The organism is Pseudomonadales bacterium, assembly GCA_024234615.1.
GTDB lineage: Bacteria > Pseudomonadota > Gammaproteobacteria > Pseudomonadales > IMCC2047 > JAJFKB01.
In genome coordinates, this window is record JACKNY010000003.1 from 244,131 (window position 1) to 259,214 (window position 15,084).

A 15,084-nucleotide genomic window follows, 5' to 3' on the forward strand; every position below is an offset into this window, starting at 1 on the left:
AGAAACCCAACGGTAATGCATTAACCGAACTGGGGTACTATATTTGCTTTTTCAATACTTTCAATGGGCAAAAAATACTCGTGCTGATCTACCACGAGACTTACCTCATCATTTTCAACCGCTCGTAAAATACCTTTAAATCTTCGCCTTCCTTCAAACGGGCGGCGCAGCTTTACGTTGATTACGTGCCCCACATATTTGAGATAATGCTCAACAATGAAAAGCGGACGGTCCATTCCCGGAGAAGAGACCTCTAATACATATTCTCCCGAAATAGGGTCTTCTACATCAAATAGACTACTGACCTGTCGACTCACCTCTTCACAATCCGATAGTTTGACGCCATCGTCATGATCAATATATATACGTACCGTCTTACGCTGGTCCAGCGTTAAGCACTCTATGCCCCATAGCTGCAAATCCTGAGCTTTAACTACCGGCTCAACCAAAGCGGCTAACTTTGCATCACTCTGCACCACTCATTCACCTTGCGGATTGCCAACCACAGTACGCAATAAACGGACATATCGCCCAAACTTTACCTTACCGCACACAATTCTTTACTAGCTGCTGAGAAACAAAAAGCCCCTAAAAAGGGGCTTCTCACAAAATATATTGGCAATGCCAAGCACTTCCAATTTCTATCAATAAGCTCAGCGGCGGATTGTAAACTCTTTCGACAATAGATTCAACGCCGTTTTCAAGCCCCCTTCTAACCCTCAGCTATCCTGACTTTTTATCTATTGCACTGTAGTCACAGCAAATTGGCTTACAGTATATTTTATTGGCTTTTCTCCAAGGCCGCCTATACTTAAAAACAGACCATTAAATAGCCTGATCATTCTTATGGGTAAACAGGATACTTAACATCAATCCTATAAAAATATTGCACGCTACCACTATCTATAAGAGCGCGTATATTTTTCAGCTGAGTAATGCTGCAACCCGCTAAAGGGCACTCCTTGAGAAACCAGCTTAAATGAAATCATCACCTCTTATAAAGCATTATCTCCCGATACTTTTGGTATTTTTAATAGGTGTCTTTTTATCCTTTTTCGCACAACACTATATCGTTAGTGAAGACAGACAACAAAAATTAGCCGCCTTCGAAACATTAGCCTCAACCTCCACCGCTAAATTACAGGATGAGAAAAGAAGGCACCTCGTTATATTAAATACGCTTAGCGCGGCAATTTCAGGTTACCCGCAAATTATCTCTTCTTCACAATTCGATCTGCTTTCAGCGCAGATAATGTCCGACATTCCAGCGCTAAACCGCCTTCTTGTCGTCACTACAACCAGCAATACAGATAGCGGCGCCATTAAAGTACCGGTCTCTTCTAACCCAGAAAGTTGGTATAAAATTGATTATGCTTATCCCAAACAGGGTATTGGGAAAGCGAATACCATCAGCAAGGTGGTTTATAATTATCGCGCCCTAAGCGCAAATATTGGCCTCGATACAACCGTGCCAACCATTGGCTATCTTATTGGTGAAATAAACGTAGATATCGCTTTTTCAAGCGCCTTGTCCGATATCATCCCTGCTTGGCTCGATATTTATATATACAAACACGGAGCCAATGGCGAGCCAGAGTTCTTTTATTCCTATCCACCGAACCCTGATCACGCAAGTTCGAGCACACAGATTAACCCCACCCAGCCACCGAATAAATTCGCCATCTACCACCCTCACCAGGTAAAAACGGATACAGACAGTCTTTCCATTTTATATTTACCGAGAGACAATACTTTTTTTGAACCCAACGCGTTAACGAAATGGGGGCCTTTACTATCCGGATTATTACTCACCCTGATTGCAACTATTTATCTTCATACGCTGCTCAAGCGCAGTGACACGATAACCGCGCTAGTCAAAGCCCGCACCCAAGAATTGCTTGAAGCTGCAGACTCATTACGAGAAGAATCTCACAAAAGACAAGATTTAGTCGATCAGCTGTCGGAATCTGACAAACAACTGCGTGCAGTGATAAATTCTGTTGATGGTATGTTTTGGGAGCGCGACCTGACTCAGGATCGATTTAATTTTATCAGCGAGCACGTTGAAAAGCTCATGGGCTATACCAAGGAAGATGTGTTAGATGATGTCAACCTGCTTATGTCCCGCTTTCTTCCGGAATATGAGAAAAAATTCCAAGACTCCATCCGTCAAGCCAAGGAAGAAGATGAACCGCTTCAACTAGAGGCACAAACCCGGCGCGCCGACAACCAGATAATTTGGGTACGAATAATTTATTCCGTCGTTTTTGCAAACGGGCAACCCGCTAAAGTGCGTGGTGTTACCATGGATGTTACAAAATACAAAAAAATGGGGGAGGAACGTGGGAAGCTCATGGAGAGTATTAGCCAATCCCAACAAAAACTCACCTCTTTGATCAATTCAATTGATGGCGTGCTTTGGCAATTTAATCTTGACCCACCTCAATATACCTATGTTAGCAAACAGGTGGAGAACTTTCTTGGCTGCAATACAAAGGACATCCTTGACGACCCTCAATACATTAAAAAAAGAGTAGTACGTGAAGATGCCGAGCATCTTCGTAAAGAATTGCCCGGTTTATTTAGCCAAGATATTCGCAGCCGGAATGTAGAGTTTCGCTTAATCAGAGATGACGGCAAACTGGTGTATATTCGCAATATCGTAACGCCCATCATGGAGCATGGAGAGGTAACTAGTTTTCATGGTGTCATGCTTGATGTTACCCGTGAAAAGAAAATGCAGGAGGAGCACGACTCGCTCAGTGAACAGCTTAAACAGGCACAAAAACTGGAGTCCATCGGCCAGCTCGCAGCGGGTATAGCACACGAAATTAATACACCAACTCAATTTGTTGGTGACAATATCCGCTATCTGCAAGATAGCTTTGCGGATTTAAGGCAGCTTTACGAATTATACTCTGAGCTCCTTACCAGCCTAGAAAACGGGGGGGATAACAAGCCTTTTCTGGAAAAGATCAAACTCTATGAAAAAGAAATTGATCTGGCCTTTTTATTTAAGGACATTCCATCCTCTATTGAACAGTCCCTAGAAGGCACCACTCGCATACGAGATATCGTGAAAGCGATGAAAGAGTTTTCTCACCCCGGCTCAACCTGCAAAGTACAGACGGATTTGAATCGTGCCATTGAAAGCACTATTACCGTAGCGCGCAATGAATGGAAATATTTAGCGGAAATGGAAACTGAGTTGGCCGATGATTTGCCGGCGGTGATGCTGTTACCGGGTGAGTTTAATCAAGTTATTCTAAACATTATTGTTAATGCTGCTCACGCCATCGAAGAAAAAAGAACCCATTCAGAACCAGACAAGCTGGGGACAATTAAAATACGTACAGAACAGCAGGATAACTCTATACTGATCAGTATTAGCGATACGGGCAACGGTATTCCGGAGAATATCAAAGAGCGCGTGTTCGATCCCTTTTTCACTACTAAGCAGGTAGGTAAGGGAACCGGGCAAGGTTTGGCCATTGCCTACTCAGTGGTCGTCGACAAGCATCAGGGGAAAATAACCGTAGAAAGCACACCGGGAGAAGGAACAACTTTCTACATTAAATTGCCGATTGAAAATACATTAGAAATTCCACAAACCGAATCCGGCACTCCCACAGCAATGGCGAGCTAGAAACAGTATGTACGATGGACTAAATATATGATGAAGGGTATGGAGCAGGCTAAAAAGGAGGGCTACCACCGATGAAACGTGTACTATTTGTCGATGATGAAACAAGTATTTTAGATGGTTTACGCAGAATGCTCAGACCTTACCGAAATGAATGGGAGATGTCATTTGCCGAAAGTGGCGAACAGGCGCTTGCGCTCATGGAGGATGCCGTATTTGATGTAGTCGTTAGTGACATGAAAATGCCAGGTATCAATGGCGTCGAACTTCTGACTAAAATTAAAAACCAATATCCTGACACGATTCGCATTGCCCTTTCCGGCCATGCCGAAATGGAAATGTTGTTGGAAAGCGTGCAGGTAACCCACCAGTTTCTAGCCAAACCATCCGATGCAGAACATATTAGAAATGTGGTTTCTCAAGCCTTTGCTCTTAGAAGTATGCTGGAAGATGAAAAGCTGCGATCCTGCATAGCCAGCATTGATATACTGCCTAGTCTGCCTGACCTCTATGCACGGGTCATGGAGGTAGCAGCTTCTCCTGATGGAACATTAAGAGATATCGGGAGCATCGTCGGCGAAGATATCAGCATGAGCGCAAAATTGCTTAAAATAGTCAATTCTGCTTATTTTGGTTTGGCCCGGGATGTCTCATCGCCGGAAGAGGCAACCACAATACTCGGCTTAAATATTATTCGAAGCCTGATTCTTTCGGTCAAAATTTTCAGTAGTTTTGAGAAAAACGACTGTGCATTGAATTTGCAACAGCTTAACCGTCATTGCCAAAATGTTGCTTTTTTAGCCAAAGCCATTGCCCAACACGAAAATCAACCCCGAAGAATATGCGACTTATCCTTTATGTCCGGGCTGTTACACGATATCGGCAAGCTTGTTCTCGCAACGGCCTATGTCGATAAATTTTCCAAGACGCTCAACTCAAGTCAACCTTATGAAGCCTGGGAAGAAGAACAAAATATTTTCGGTATTTCACATGCCCAAATAGGCGCCTATTTATTGGGCGTCTGGAATTTACCCAGTTCGGTCGTAGAAGCAGTCGCCTATCACCATATACCGGATAAAGCCATTGAGCATTCTTTCTCACCCTTAACGGCAACTCATATCGCCGATGCTTTGCTTCTTGAGCTTGAAACCAATAACCGGGATGAACAAGAGCCCGCATTTTGCGTGGACTATGTCGCTCAATTTGCTGATGCCGAAAAGATCAATGACTGGCGCGCACTCACTGTAGAATTATTTGGGGGAGGTTAATTAATTTTTCATGAGCAATAACATACTATTCGTCGACGACGAATCAAATGTGCTGGACGCTTACCGGCGCAATTTACGTAAGCAGTTCAATATAACCACCGCCATCAGTGGTGCCGAAGGATTGAACGCTATACAAACACAGGGGCCATTTGCCGTTATTGTGTCCGATATGCGCATGCCCGAAATGGATGGCGTTGCGTTTTTAATGAAAGCCAAAGATCTTGCACCTGATACCATTCGGATGATGCTCACAGGTAACGCGGACCAACAAACCGCCATTGATGCCGTTAACAAAGGCGATGTGTTTCGGTTTTTAAATAAACCCTGCACACCTGAAGATATGGCTATCTCTCTTAACGATGCGATAAAACAGTACGAACTGATTAACGCTGAAAAAGCTGTTCTCGAAAATACGCTTAAAGCCAGCATAGAGACACTGGCAGAAGTGCTTTCTTTAATCAGCCCTGACGTTTTTGGACGCACCACACGAATTAAGCGTTATATGCTCGAATGCGCGAAGATATTGGCATTACCCAATCTTTGGGAACTCGAGTCTGCCGCGTTAATGAGTCAAATGGGCTGCGTCACCTTACCCGAAGAGCTCACCAAAAAGGCACTCTCGCTTTCCCCGTTAAATGAAGAAGAGTCAAAGCAGTATAACCGTCACCCCCTGTTGGGTGCAGAGCTTATTGTGAAAATCCCCCGCATGGAAGTGGTGGCAAATAGCATTAAATACCAACACAAATATTATGATGGCTCAGGCTCACCTGCGGATGATTTGCAAGGAGACGATATACCCATCGGCGCTAGAATTTTACGTGTACTGCTCGATTATGACCTATTGGAAACGGCTGGCTTGCGTGGCAATGCAGCCTTAGAAAAACTAAAACGGCGCCCCGGCAAATACGACCCTAAAGTACTCGATGCATTCGAACAATTTTTAAATGAAGAATTAGGTGCTCTGGAACAGGAAATCTCTGTCACCCAACTCAATTCCTCAATGATTTTAGCGGAAGATGTGATTACTAAAGGCGGCACTCTGCTAATGTGCAAAGGACAACAAACATCGGAATCCGTGGCGGAACGACTGACCAATTTTTGGCGTAACGGCGCCATCGCCAATAAAGTAAAAGTATTCCATATTAAAAGTGCAGACGACGGGGAAAAGGCAGTGACGTGAGCGGTCAATTGAGTGACCGCTTAGATTCACCCATTTTAAATACTGGCTGCGGATACTGGTCGGCAATGACAGTCGATAGGGTTAAAATCCATACCTGGCTGATAAATAGAGATTACTGTTGTCCTCAAACTGTCCAAAAAAAGTATGCTGATTTTCACCGTAAAACAAATTTGCGCCCCATTCAACTTGCCATGCATCCGAGATTTTGTATTGCGCCTTAAGTCGTGCGTAACCATCCTTATCCGTAGGGCTATAAAAATTGAACAGCGAAAGCACGAGGTTTTGATTCAACAATAGCCGAGTTAACCGAAGAGTCCAAACAAAACGATCTTCATCGGCCTCGGCAGCACCACCGGGAAGGCTCTCCAGATAAGCTCGGTAATCCTCCTTATGCTCTAAATAGAACTGCATCGAGCCACTGAAATTTTTCATCAATTCTTGCTCATAGCCCAACAGCATCCGCCACTCGCTATTGCGCACAAATGGGCTTTTTCCGCTACTATCATCTTTACTGTGATAATAGCCTAGCTCTAGATTGGCAATACCCCGATACACTGGCCCACGCAAACTCACCCCCCCCACTTCAAGTCGTGGGAAAATAAAACGTCCGGTTTTCGCATCTGTTCCGTTCGGACTTTTCCAATAACCCTGATAGGCATAGATCGCCAGCTCCAGCGATCCTCGATTAGTGTATAAACGGGCAGACCACTCATCTTCCGAAAACCATTGATCGGGACGATCAACGTGAAAATTGTCATGCTGTCCGACCACGGCACCCTGATTTGGATTAAAAAATGAAATACGCGAACCATCGATATAACGATCCGCATCAAACCTAGGCGTATAAATCATCTCGATATTAAAACGAGAGCCGAAAACACCAACTTTTAACGCATCGGAAGGTGCCTTTAAATACTCATCATCTCTGCCTATAAAGAATGCATTCCAATCTTTCGGAAACAGGTCATTAATAAACATCAAATCCCCAGTTCCCCAAGTGAGTATTTGCCTTCCAGCCTTTATATCCATTTTTGCAAAGGGGCGAAATAGCAAATAAGCCTCTCGCAGATCTAACCAGCCCCGACCTGATTCCAAGGCCACACTTCTGTTATCGACGACATCATCGTAAAGCAAGTCCAACGTTAGCCGGGAAGTTAGCGCCAACCATTGTTGCTCCCATTGAATTTGCAACCGACTTTCAAGAATAGACTTCTGCTTTTCATTCTTATCATTACCAATGCGACTGCCGACTCGCGCTTCGGCAAATCCGCTTAAGTCGATAGAGCGACGTTCCAGTCCCTCCGATCCTTTAGACTGAGGCGCAGCTTCCGTCTCCCCCAACCCTGCCGGCAGTGATGGTTCACCTTGTTCGCGGCCGGAAATACTTAATCCCGGAGGAAGCAGTGGTTCATCGCTACCCACTTCACTGCCAAGCCCCGCTGGTAGCTCCGGCTCTGCATCTGCAGCCCCATAGGTATGGCTGCTGAGGCAGATGATTACCAGCAAGACAACCTGCCTGAGCTGCATGTCACCTAAGCTCACGGCGTGGCGGGTTACGCAGATAACGTTCCGAAAACAAGTCATCGGCAAGGCCAACATTGTATTTCACATCGCTGTAACTCATTTCTGTATAACCACCGATACGTGAATCTGCCATGCGGCTTTGTGTCACGGTTTGAAAACCATCTATCTCCTCTACCTTGAGTGCTGAATAAGTACGGTATAATGTGTCGTTGTTATCATAGTATTCAGTTTTCACCGGAATAAAGGTTTCCCGGTGGATCCAGTTTTTGTAATAGGCAAACTCCACAGCATTTGCGTTCTTTGGCGTACTTTTCACCACATAATAATTTTTACTTTGCTCCAAAAGTGTGTGCTCATCTTCATCAATAGCGCGCCCAGATACATCTTCGTAGAAGAAATGCGAGCCAACAAAACTGGTTCTTTCATCACTTGCCGCAATGCGCTTAACCAAATCCAATGCCGGCAGATAGAGCCAACGATCATCATCCTGATTAATTTTTTTCCATACTAGAAAAACTGTTTTGCTAACATCAGACGGCCGCGTAAAGTAAACAAAAAACTTCTGCTCGGCATCCACCTCATTGGTGTCATCGCGACGAAGAATAGTAAAATCACGATTGCGTTCGCGGCCCTGCGCGTCAAAGATCGACATATGCACCTTCGCACGCCCATCCTCTCCTTTATAGTACGCGGCCTGATTGGCCTTGCTGACAATTTCAGACACCTCCATTGACCAAGCCGCACTAGCACAGAGCATTACCATACCCACCATAAATATCTTTAATTGGCCAATATACATTTTAAGTACCTCGCTCTGACTTGGTTAGGGAGCCTCGGAATAAGATATTCTCGAAGAGACGAATGAGTGCTGGCAATAATAATAGGGTTGCAGCACCCGCCAATAAAAGAATGGTTGATATAAAAAATCCAACTGTTTGATAGGGGACCAGCGGTGCCAACAGTAGCGGCAAAAAGCCACAACCAATGACAATAATGTTACGTGTGATAGCACGCGCCGGCTCCCCGTAGACAGCCCGAACCGTTTCTTCCCAGTTGGCATACCGCTTGCGTAATTCACGAGCGCGGGCGAGGAAGTGAATCGCATAGTCTATCGCCAAACCAAGACTTAAAGATGAAAGTACCGCCACCGGCATATCGTAGTCTTTGCCAATAAAACCGATGAAGCCATAGGTCAGGGCAATCGTCACGGTCAAGGGCACCATACTGAGTAACCCCCACCAGAGTGAGCGGAACAAAAAAACCATCATGGCTAACACAATCACAAAACTACCGAGAAAGGCCTTCATCATGCCCGTCACCATCTTGTCTTGCCAAACCAGGTTGATATAGGTTAGGCCGAACCAGTCATGGTGCAAGGCAAGTGGCGGAGGATTTTTAGCAAAATAATGATTAACCTCCGCCACTAACTTTTTCATATCTTGATTATCACCGCTTTTCAGCTGTATCCAAATGTTAGTTTTACGATAATCTGGTGTCACAAAATGCCACAGATCCTGAGGCCGGTGACTACCTTGATAAGTCATCAGCGTTTGTGCCACGGCAGCTTTAGTAGTCGGCACCTTGAAGGCTGAGTCTTCACCCAAGAGCAGCTCTCGATGCACCGTCTTCACGATATCTGTCAGCGAATTACTTTTACCGACTAACCCGGTGGTGAGTAAGAAGTCCTGTAAATCACTAATATAGGTTAACAGCTCCGGATTTTTGAAAACCTCTTTGTTTTGTTGCTGTGCTTGCAGAAAAGCAACCGCTTCATCCCAAGACTCCCAGTCAGCATCTGTTTCCGCTTGCTCGGCTTGTACCGAAGCAAAACTTTGCAGCTGCTGTAATATTTCACTGAACTCTCCTTTTGCTGCAGCAAGATTCGTTGCTTTGCCTTGCAGAACCTTTGCTACTCCTTGTGCAAGTGAGTCCATCCCGGTCAATAAATTTTCTATCGCCTGTTGTTTTGACATGTCCTCAGTCGTTGCCTGTAAAGAAAGATAGGCCATATAGGTGCCAGCAAAACGTTCGTTCAAGGCACGGTCGGCAACCCGAATTTCATGGCTGGGAGCAAACCATTTAACCGGGTTATCATTGATTTGAATTTGCTGTATTCCATAATAGGCGACGCCCACCAGCACTAACACAGCAACCAGGATTAATTTCGCATATTGGTAGGTACCTTTACCCAGGGCAAATAGCAACCGCGCCAGCAGGGATGGATGCGCTTCTCCCCCCCTGTGTTGAGCCATTCCAAAGCCTTTTAAGGAGGACTCCGACATCAACATGATATAAGCAGGCACCAGTGTGACCGTGAATAACCAGGCAAACAGAACCCCAATGCCAACAAATAACCCGAACACTTGCACTGGGGGAATCGGCGTTAGCGCTAACGAAGCAAAACCAATACTGGTCGTTAACGAGGTGTAGAGCATCGGGGATGACAGCTCCTCCATCACCTCACGCAATGTTTGATAACGATCTCCTGAACGCGGATAGCGATCAAAAAAGTCAGATAGAATATGGACCGCATCTAAGACCGCTATTGGCATAATAAAGATGGGTATCATGGAACTCATGATATGCACGGTATTACCGGTAATGATGAGCAATCCCATCGTTATCGTCACCGCAACCAGCGCAACAATCATTGGCGAGACAATGAGCTTCAGATTGCGAAAAAACAGCCACAGTAATAAGAAAATTAACGCCATCGCCGCAGGCGCAGATATGGCCATCTGCTGAAACATCTCTACACCAAACTGATCCTGGGCAACCGGCAATCCGGTGATGTAAAATTCATCACCCCCGTCAAAACTATCTATTTTTTCCCGTAATAAAGTCGCCACCTGATAGCTAACTTTTTTTTCACTAATAGGAATGTAAAGCGCCAGCGCCTTTCGATCGGACGAAACCAGTGTATCCTTGAGAAAAGGAATTCGAGAGGCCTTATCGGCAATGCTTATCGCTTCAGTTTCAGATTGCGGCGGCTGTGCCATCAACCATTCAAAACGAATGCTGCCAAGACCCGCCTGTTCGATGTTATCCACACTGGAAGGCGCAATCAGGTCGACACCTATCACTCCCTTCTGCTTACCATCGTCCTGCCATATTAAGGATTGCGCGTAGGTAGTTAGCTGATATACGCGTGTCAGTGTCGCCTGATTAAACACTCCCTGGGGATGATGCTGATTAACGACCCCCACCACCAGCATGTCATGCAGATTGAATTCATGGCGCAGACTATTATGAGTTACTCGTACAGGCTCTTCTGCACTTAGCATATTCTCAGGGTCGGTATCGATCTGTATCGAGTGGAGCAGCGGAAAAGAGGCAGGCCAAATACTTGGCAACGCAACCAGTAGAAAGATCAGTAAACTAATAACCCCAGCCAGCGAAAGAAAAATCTTCGGCCTACGGCTCGCACTTTCCGATAACAATAACACGATGATCCCCCTGTTACTTAAAAGCACAGCCCGGCTGCTTACCCATTTTCTTAAGCGCTATCGCCATTGGACAAAAGCCCGTAAATGCCGACTGAAACATATTCAGCCCGACAAAGGCGGACAGCAGAAAACCATAAGGGTGCAGCCAATACCCCAATACCAAACCCAACAAATTCATGGCTCCAGCAAACGCAAACATGATTCGGTCGATATTCATCTTTAGCTCCTTATTTTATATTAGACAGCACTAATTTAATGGCTTATTTTAGTTTTATCTAATATACAAAGTCAATCAAAAAGATATCTATTTCCTGATCCCAGGTTTACTAACAGGGGGCTTTTACTCGTTGACTACTCGTGTCAAGTGTTCAGAAAGCGTTTGCAGCTATCTTTCGGGGGGGGGGAGGGGGGGATGGTCCTTATGCTGAGTCTTTCGACCCCTCACGCTAGACTGTTATTATGCCGCTTGAGTGCTCACAAAGGTGAGGCGGGATTGGTCGTTAAATTAGTCTAAGGCCTTATCGCTACGCAGTGTACGCCACTTTTTATTCATTTTATAAATCTTTGAGGCAGGGTTTTCAAAGTCGTTTCAGACAGCAAACTATCACGGGGGCAAAAAAGCAGCACTTCCACCCCAATGTATTCTCTATCGGTTAGTTTGACGCCTCGTGAAAGCCTAATCGTGCAATGGCATCAACCAACTTTTGACGCGAGTGTACTACCTCCGTTAAAGGATCTTTACGCAAAACCCCAACTTCTTCGACAGTTAAGGGCTGATAATTCTCAGGCAGCTCTTGTGCGCTAAATTCCAACAGCATCCAATTTAACAGCTCAGTCAACTCTATATCATCCAAAGCCGAGTTGGCCGAACCCGGTACTCGAATTAAAAACTCCCTGCCGCCTTCAACCCGAAGGAAATGTCCCGCAAAGTCTTTAATGCTAGGCACTTTATCGGGAACACCAGAAGCATCCGGCAGATGACAGCCCTGACAAAGCATGATGTAGTTGTCTAACGCCCGTTGGCGGTTAATTTCCGCCGACGTAAACGGCGATACCAGCACTACCAACAACGACATGGCGGCGAAAATTATTCGCCCACTGATGCTTCTCATTTCCTAAACCTTTCTTTGTTACACCCGAAAACCGTCTTAGTAATTATTGCTTTAACGCAGTGCCCACAACAATCGCTGTGGAACAGTTATAGATACTGCTTTTGGTGCCGATACACCAGTTGAGATCATTGGCTTTATCGGGTCGATATATTGGTCGGTCGCTTTCATTACGCGTACAAAGGCAAGCCCCACAACCAGTTTTGCCACAGCAATCATTATAAGAAATAATATAGTTGATCCCGTCATGCGGATTACGACAAGTACCAATCCAAGTGATCGGTGACATCTCCGTACCAGGAGGACAGCTATTCTGTGTACCGCCGCAGCAACTGCACAAAAACCCGTCGATCGCACAGTAGCGCCAGTAGTCACACTTGGTCGGATCTCCCGACTCATCAGGCTGCCCTGCTTTCGGAGTCTCCGCCGCTCGCGCCACAGGCAATAATGGAAGCGTGGCGGAACCGACCAAAAACGCACCTAAATGACGTAACATTGAACGTCTTGACGAGCGTTGTGCAATTTTACGCGCCGAGCTTTCTGTTAACTTATCCATCCAATTCATGGACGCTCTCCTATCGAACTTCTGTGTAAAGACTGTTGTCGTTTTGTTGTTTACTCATGTATTCCTGAATTGAAGCGACCTGGTGCTCTTTCGCTTCAAACAAACTTTCCAAATGCTCCCGGGAATTAACGATGCCCATTGAGGCTATTTTACCCTGTTCGTCAATCAGCACCGCATAGGGTAACTTCCCCACCCCATAGGTTCTCCCCAGAACTTCAGAGATGACATACTGCTGACTCTCCAAATTATGCGCCTTCACATAGGTAGCATGCGGTTGTTCTTCACCATCGCTGGCTAAAACCAGATCAACCCAATCCTTTTCGCTACTACTTGCCGACTTGATAACTGGCAATAACGTTTTACACACCGGGCAATCCGGAGAAAGGAAGAATAGTAGCTGGCTGCGGCCACTTGCAGGTGCGCCGCCGATCTCGATAACACTGCCTGATAGTGTTTCGGCAGCTACCTTTGGCGCATCCATACCCACCTCAAGCTGCTTATTCACCATGAGTGCGCCCGCCGGAGCTACGCGCTCGTAGAGCACGCCAATTTGACGCGCCAAGGCAAAAACTACCAAGGCTAAAATCACTACTGCTATCCAGAGCAAAATGTTTGATATGACCAACGTCTGCAACATACTAACCCCGTAATCTCACCAATAAATGGCTATTAAACGATAGGCGCTCACATATTTGATAAAGCAGTATGGCGAGCAAAGACCCAAACAAAATGACGACCCAGTCAAACCATCCTATTGATTGCACCGCCATTTGAGAACTCGCATAAAGTGCGATCAATACTAACGAAGCGTTGCGCCACAACAACCAACCACTCAGCGGCTGCCGACCTAACGGGCCACTACAGCCACAATCAATATCGCGTTTGCCACGCAAAATATTAACACCAATGGCCATTCCATAAATTACCAGCAGCACAGCAGCCAGCAATGCTGCATAGGGTCGCGTCCAAACCATCAATAATGCAACAGCAATGACCAGTTCCAGCCCGGCGATACTCCAGACCAGTGACTGGCTTCCTTCCAGCAGAGGTAAGTCATAGGCATTAATCACACGGATATAATGCTGCGGCTCTCGTACCTTATGCCACCCAGCGGTAACAAATAGCCAAGCCAAAAAAATTGATGCCAGAAGAATGCTGACGGGTTCCATCGTCACTTTTGCCTCAGTCTACTGAGCCGGATACACCACGAAGGGTGTTTCCTGGCCAAAGTCACTCAGAGTGCGAATAAATTTACCCGTTTTTGCGTCATACACTTCCAGGTTCATTTCCGGCGTCGTGACCACCAATCTGGGATTTTTCCCCGAGGTCAATGCCAGCGAAATACCCCAGCTATTCAACTTTATACGCTGTTCTCGTTTACCCTTTTTGGCATTAAAGACCCAAACTTCAGGCCCTCCATCCTTGTGGCTGCCATTAAAACTCTCCGGGTTCATGAGTATATACAGACGACCGCTATCATCCGCACCCAATAATTGCCAGCCGCCCGGACGCCAACCTTGAGTACGTTCTTCAGTACTGATCAAAGACCATTGTTTCAGTATCTTTGGCTTGTTTTTGCTCAAATCGATGGGCTGAACCTGACCGGCCAGGCCCGGAAAATATGCAATACCATTGATAATTGCGGACTTTTCAAACAGTGTATTTTTATCGGTATCAAAAAATACTTCCGTTCGATTTTCCTCGGCTACCTGCCCGTTTTTATCGAGCTGAATTGACAACATCGCACCATTGCTGCAGAGGGAGCTAAACCCACGCGCCCCAGTGGGGTAAATTAATGCACAACCAGGCGTCTGTACTTCACTCAGAATTTTACGCGCTACCAAGTCGACAACGGTTACCGATGAAGCCGGCGTAAAATTAGAAATGAGTAGCAATCGTTCATCATCAATCAAAGCAATAGACTGCTTTTCGGGCATCGACTTCATGAGCTTGCCTCCCGGCAACACAATTTCATCGATTGGTGTTAAGGTTGCTTTATCATAGATGGTCAATACGTCGGTTCTTTCTCCACGATTACCGCGCGCATGAAAGGTTTCGCCGACATACATTTCCGGTCGCTTGCTAGACTGAATAAATTGCCCGATAAAGGAATTATTAAACATTCCTTTATACTGTTCACCTAAGGTCTCAGCACTTGTATCAAGCACGATCATCTTACCTTCCAGCATATGAAAGAAGGCCGCATCGTGAACGATCACCCAATCTGATGGGTAGGGTACCGGCAGAGTATTAATCTTGCCGATTGTTTCGGGCTTTATTTCCGCTTGAACTAAACAGCTCAGCAGCATCCCTATAAAAAAAACAACCTTATTGTTCATGAAGTTGTCC

The 15,084-nt window shown here is 45.7% G+C and carries 13 protein-coding genes; 3 read left to right on the plus strand and 10 right to left on the minus strand.

Features of this window, described 5'->3' with window-relative positions; genetic code table 11:
* Nucleotides 1-20: 20 nt before the first annotated feature.
* The gene (gene rimP / locus H6995_13850) at nt 21-479 is read right to left on the minus strand and encodes a ribosome maturation factor RimP (protein ID MCP5216082.1); all 459 of its coding nucleotides are present in this window, start codon (nt 477-479) and stop codon (nt 21-23) included.
* A gap of 500 nt (nt 480-979) precedes the next feature.
* Between rimP and H6995_13855 the strand changes: the two genes are divergently transcribed.
* The 3 genes from H6995_13855 (at nt 980) to H6995_13865 (ending at nt 6,091) form a co-directional block, all read left to right on the plus strand.
* Entirely contained in the window at nt 980-3,646 is a 2,667-nt protein-coding gene (locus H6995_13855) for a PAS domain-containing protein (protein MCP5216083.1), read from the plus strand.
* Between the two features lie 71 nt (nt 3,647-3,717).
* Nucleotides 3,718-4,911 (plus strand): HDOD domain-containing protein, encoded by a 1,194-nt coding sequence (locus H6995_13860; GenBank protein MCP5216084.1) that lies wholly within the window; start codon nt 3,718-3,720, stop codon nt 4,909-4,911.
* Between the two features lie 10 nt (nt 4,912-4,921).
* Complete coding sequence (locus H6995_13865; protein ID MCP5216085.1) at nt 4,922-6,091, plus strand: response regulator; 1,170 nt, start codon at nt 4,922-4,924, stop codon at nt 6,089-6,091.
* Between the two features lie 81 nt (nt 6,092-6,172).
* Here H6995_13865 and H6995_13870 read toward each other — a convergent pair whose 3' ends face one another.
* The 9 genes from H6995_13870 to H6995_13910 form a co-directional block, all read right to left on the minus strand.
* Complete coding sequence (locus H6995_13870; protein ID MCP5216086.1) at nt 6,173-7,597, minus strand: hypothetical protein; 1,425 nt, start codon at nt 7,595-7,597, stop codon at nt 6,173-6,175.
* A 22-nt stretch (nt 7,598-7,619) separates the two neighbouring features.
* Complete coding sequence (locus tag H6995_13875; protein MCP5216087.1) at nt 7,620-8,414, minus strand: outer membrane lipoprotein-sorting protein; 795 nt, start codon at nt 8,412-8,414, stop codon at nt 7,620-7,622.
* Nucleotide 8,415: 1 nt separating this feature from the next.
* Nucleotides 8,416-11,061, minus strand: coding sequence for an MMPL family transporter (locus tag H6995_13880; GenBank protein MCP5216088.1), 2,646 nt, complete (start codon nt 11,059-11,061; stop codon nt 8,416-8,418).
* A 13-nt stretch (nt 11,062-11,074) separates the two neighbouring features.
* Nucleotides 11,075-11,278: a DUF2892 domain-containing protein gene (locus H6995_13885; GenBank protein ID MCP5216089.1), complete on the minus strand. Its 204-nt coding sequence runs from the start codon at nt 11,276-11,278 to the stop codon at nt 11,075-11,077.
* A gap of 436 nt (nt 11,279-11,714) precedes the next feature.
* The gene (locus tag H6995_13890) at nt 11,715-12,059 is read right to left on the minus strand and encodes a cytochrome c, class I (GenBank protein MCP5216090.1); all 345 of its coding nucleotides are present in this window, start codon (nt 12,057-12,059) and stop codon (nt 11,715-11,717) included.
* 157 nt (nt 12,060-12,216) lie between these two features.
* A complete protein-coding gene (locus H6995_13895; GenBank protein ID MCP5216091.1) occupies nt 12,217-12,735 on the minus strand; it encodes a methylamine dehydrogenase (amicyanin) light chain in 519 nt (172 codons plus the stop codon).
* A 10-nt stretch (nt 12,736-12,745) separates the two neighbouring features.
* Nucleotides 12,746-13,369: a methylamine dehydrogenase accessory protein MauD gene (gene mauD / locus H6995_13900; protein ID MCP5216092.1), complete on the minus strand. Its 624-nt coding sequence runs from the start codon at nt 13,367-13,369 to the stop codon at nt 12,746-12,748.
* Between the two features lie 4 nt (nt 13,370-13,373).
* Entirely contained in the window at nt 13,374-13,904 is a 531-nt protein-coding gene (locus H6995_13905; protein ID MCP5216093.1) for a DoxX family membrane protein, read from the minus strand.
* A gap of 18 nt (nt 13,905-13,922) precedes the next feature.
* Complete coding sequence (locus tag H6995_13910; GenBank protein MCP5216094.1) at nt 13,923-15,074, minus strand: amine dehydrogenase; 1,152 nt, start codon at nt 15,072-15,074, stop codon at nt 13,923-13,925.
* Nucleotides 15,075-15,084 lie beyond the last annotated feature (10 nt).

Coding starts and splice junctions, on each gene's coding strand:
- H6995_13860 (MCP5216084.1), top strand. CDS start 3,718: ATGAAACGTGTACTATTTGTCGATGATGAAACAAGTATTTTAGATGGT.
- H6995_13895 (MCP5216091.1), bottom strand. CDS start 12,735: ATGAATTGGATGGATAAGTTAACAGAAAGCTCGGCGCGTAAAATTGCA.
- H6995_13885 (MCP5216089.1), bottom strand. CDS start 11,278: ATGAATATCGACCGAATCATGTTTGCGTTTGCTGGAGCCATGAATTTG.
- H6995_13855 (MCP5216083.1), top strand. CDS start 980: ATGAAATCATCACCTCTTATAAAGCATTATCTCCCGATACTTTTGGTA.
- H6995_13865 (MCP5216085.1), top strand. CDS start 4,922: ATGAGCAATAACATACTATTCGTCGACGACGAATCAAATGTGCTGGAC.
- H6995_13905 (MCP5216093.1), bottom strand. CDS start 13,904: ATGGAACCCGTCAGCATTCTTCTGGCATCAATTTTTTTGGCTTGGCTA.
- H6995_13890 (MCP5216090.1), bottom strand. CDS start 12,059: ATGCTTTGTCAGGGCTGTCATCTGCCGGATGCTTCTGGTGTTCCCGAT.
- H6995_13875 (MCP5216087.1), bottom strand. CDS start 8,414: ATGTATATTGGCCAATTAAAGATATTTATGGTGGGTATGGTAATGCTC.
- H6995_13910 (MCP5216094.1), bottom strand. CDS start 15,074: ATGAACAATAAGGTTGTTTTTTTTATAGGGATGCTGCTGAGCTGTTTA.